At 51.1% G+C, this 3,065-nt stretch carries 3 protein-coding genes; all 3 read left to right on the top strand.

Annotated elements, in window-relative coordinates; genetic code table 11:
- Nucleotides 1–424, top strand: a 424-nt coding sequence (gene rpsG / locus GO007_RS26795) for a 30S ribosomal protein S7 (protein ID WP_095105229.1), incomplete at its 5' end; no start/stop codon positions are given.
- A 96-nt stretch (nt 425–520) separates the two neighbouring features.
- Nucleotides 521–2,635, top strand: coding sequence for an elongation factor G (fusA, locus tag GO007_RS26790; RefSeq protein WP_095105228.1), 2,115 nt, complete (start codon nt 521–523; stop codon nt 2,633–2,635).
- 69 nt (nt 2,636–2,704) lie between these two features.
- Nucleotides 2,705–3,065 (top strand): GTP-binding protein (locus tag GO007_RS26785; RefSeq protein ID WP_173018271.1); only part of this gene is annotated, 361 nt, incomplete at its 3' end.

The raw sequence follows: 3,065 nt of genomic DNA, 5'->3' as shown, positions 1-3,065 counted from the left end.
TAAGTTCGGATCAGAACTGCTGGCAAAATTTGTAAATATCCTGATGGTAGATGGTAAAAAATCTACTGCAGAAGCTATCGTATACAGCGCGCTGGAGACCCTGGCTCAGCGTTCTGGTAAAAATGAACTGGAAGCTTTCGAAGTCGCTCTCGACAACGTTCGCCCGACTGTAGAAGTTAAGTCCCGCCGCGTTGGTGGTTCTACTTATCAGGTTCCAGTTGAAGTCCGTCCGGTTCGTCGTAATGCTCTGGCAATGCGTTGGATCGTTGAAGCTGCTCGTAAACGTGGTGATAAATCCATGGCTCTGCGTCTGGCGAACGAACTTTCTGATGCTGCAGACAACAAAGGTACTGCAGTTAAGAAACGTGAAGACGTTCACCGTATGGCAGAAGCCAACAAGGCGTTCGCTCACTACCGTTGGTAATCCCTTCGGAGTCATAGTCACCAGACGGGCGCTTCAGATAAGTCGCCCGTTTTGGATAACTTAACTGAACGCCTAAAGAAACAAACGAGGAATCAAATGGCTCGTACAACACCCATCGCACGCTACCGTAATATCGGTATCAGTGCGCACATCGACGCCGGTAAAACCACTACTACCGAACGTATTCTGTTCTACACCGGTGTAAACCACAAAATCGGTGAAGTTCATGACGGCGCAGCAACCATGGACTGGATGGAGCAGGAGCAGGAGCGTGGTATTACTATCACCTCCGCAGCGACTACTGCATTCTGGTCTGGTATGGCTAAGCAGTATGAACCGCACCGCGTTAACATCATCGACACCCCGGGGCACGTTGACTTCACTATCGAAGTTGAACGTTCCATGCGTGTGCTTGATGGTGCAGTAATGGTTTACTGCGCAGTTGGTGGTGTTCAGCCACAGTCTGAAACCGTATGGCGCCAGGCAAACAAATATAAAGTTCCACGTATCGCGTTCGTTAACAAAATGGACCGTATGGGTGCGAACTTCCTGAAAGTTGTTGGTCAGATCAAATCCCGTCTGGGCGCGAACCCGGTTCCGCTGCAGCTGGCGATTGGTGCTGAAGAAGGTTTCACCGGTGTTGTTGACCTAGTGAAAATGAAAGCCATCAACTGGAACGAAGAAGACGCAGGCGTAACCTTCACCTATGAAGATATCCCAGCTGACATGCAGGACCTGGCCGAAGAATGGCACCAGAACCTGATCGAGTCCGCAGCGGAAGCTTCAGAAGAGCTGATGGAAAAATACCTGGGTGGTGAAGAACTGACTGAAGAAGAGATCAAGAAAGCTCTGCGTCAGCGCGTTCTGAACAACGAAATCATCCTGGTAACCTGTGGTTCTGCGTTCAAGAACAAAGGTGTTCAGGCGATGCTGGATGCGGTAGTTGACTACCTGCCATCCCCGGTTGACGTACCTGCGATCAACGGTATTCTGGACGACGGTAAAGATACTCCGGCTGAACGTCACGCTAGCGATGAAGAGCCGTTTGCTGCTCTGGCATTCAAAATCGCTACCGACCCGTTCGTGGGTAACCTGACCTTCTTCCGCGTGTATTCCGGTGTGGTTAACTCTGGTGATACCATCCTGAACTCCGTGAAATCTGCACGTGAGCGTTTTGGCCGTATCGTTCAGATGCACGCCAACAAACGTGAAGAGATCAAAGAAGTTCGTGCGGGCGACATCGCTGCTGCAATCGGTCTGAAAGACGTAACTACTGGTGACACCCTGTGTAACCCAGATGCGCCGATCATCCTGGAGCGTATGGAATTCCCTGAGCCGGTAATCTCCATCGCTGTAGAACCGAAAACCAAAGCTGACCAGGAAAAAATGGGTCTGGCTCTGGGCCGTCTGGCTAAAGAAGACCCGTCTTTCCGCGTATGGACTGACGAAGAATCTAACCAGACCATTATCGCCGGTATGGGTGAACTGCACCTCGACATCATCGTTGACCGCATGAAGCGTGAATTCAACGTTGAAGCGAACGTCGGTAAACCTCAGGTTGCTTACCGCGAAGCAATTCGCGCTAAAGTTACCGATATCGAAGGTAAACACGCTAAGCAGTCTGGTGGTCGCGGTCAGTATGGTCACGTTGTGATCGACATGTACCCGCTGGAGCCGGGCTCAAATCCGAAAGGATACGAGTTCGTCAACGACATCAAAGGTGGTGTAATTCCTGGCGAATACATCCCTGCCGTTGATAAAGGTATCCAGGAACAGCTGAAAGCTGGTCCGCTGGCTGGTTACCCGGTAGTTGATCTCGGTGTGCGTCTGCACTTCGGTTCTTACCACGACGTTGACTCCTCTGAACTGGCGTTTAAACTGGCCGCTTCTCTTGCCTTTAAAGATGGCTTTAAGAAAGCGAAACCAGTTCTGCTTGAGCCGATCATGAAGGTTGAAGTAGAAACTCCGGAAGAGAACACTGGTGACGTCATCGGTGACCTTAGCCGTCGTCGTGGTATGCTGCGTGGTCAAGAATCCAACGTTACTGGCGTTGTGATTCACGCTGAAGTTCCGCTGTCTGAAATGTTCGGATATGCAACTCAGCTGCGTTCCCTGACCAAAGGTCGTGCTTCTTACTCCATGGAGTTCCTGAAGTATGATGACGCGCCGAACAACGTTGCTCAGGCCGTAATCGAAGCCCGTGGTAAATAAGCCGTAGGGTAAAACCAAAATCCCGTGCTCTCTCCTGAAGGGGAGAGCGCTATAGTAAGGAATATAGCCGTGTCTAAAGAAAAATTTGAACGTACAAAACCGCACGTCAACGTCGGTACTATCGGCCACGTTGACCATGGTAAAACTACTCTGACCGCTGCAATCACTACCGTTCTGGCTAAAACCTACGGTGGTTCTGCTCGTGCATTCGACCAGATCGATAACGCACCGGAAGAAAAAGCTCGTGGTATCACCATCAACACTTCCCACGTTGAATATGACACCCCGACTCGCCACTACGCACACGTAGACTGCCCGGGCCACGCCGACTATGTTAAAAACATGATCACCGGTGCTGCTCAGATGGATGGCGCGATCCTGGTTGTTGCTGCGACTGACGGCCCGATGCCGCAGACTCGTGAGCACATCC

Source organism: Klebsiella sp. 10-1 (assembly GCF_009758445.1).
GTDB lineage: Bacteria > Pseudomonadota > Gammaproteobacteria > Enterobacterales > Enterobacteriaceae > Klebsiella > Klebsiella scottii.
The sequence above is the reverse complement of the archived record's forward strand: the minus strand, read 5'-3'. Positions and strand labels throughout refer to the sequence as shown.